Annotated in this window: 1 pseudogene; it reads left to right on the forward strand. The window is 65.8% G+C overall.

Annotated elements, in window-relative coordinates:
* Positions 1-268 (forward strand): annotated as a pseudogene (locus AACY49_RS31080) (dihydrolipoyl dehydrogenase); the annotation flags it as partial.
* Positions 269-445 lie beyond the last annotated feature (177 nt).

A 445-nucleotide genomic window follows, 5' to 3' on the forward strand; every position in this document is an offset into this window, starting at 1 on the left:
GTTCCCGATGGCGGGCAACAGCCGCGCCAAGACCAATCACGAGCCCGACGGCTTCGTGAAGATCATCGCTGATGCCAAATCCGACCGCGTGATCGGCGTGTGGGCGATCGCGGTGCCCGCAGGCACGATGATCGCCGAGGCGGCTTTGGGCATGGAAATGGGCGCGACCAGCGAGGACATCGCCTACACCTGCCACGCTCACCCGACGCATAGCGAAGCGATCAAGGAAGCGGCGATGGCGGTACGCGGGAAAGCGATCCACGTTTGATCGCCCGAGGCCGTAGCGAAAGCTACGGCCGAGGCTTGCCGCGATCAGACCGGCCGGCGGCGCTACGGCGCCGACCGACGGCATGGGCTTTGCCCATGCCAGTTTGGGCCGCGTCCGTGATAAGCCCGCCCCAGCATTCATTTCCCCGTGCAACCCCGCTACAGGAGTGCGGATGCT

This window comes from Pseudomonas sp. EL_65y_Pfl2_R96 (assembly GCF_963970905.1).
Lineage (GTDB): Bacteria > Pseudomonadota > Gammaproteobacteria > Pseudomonadales > Pseudomonadaceae > Aquipseudomonas.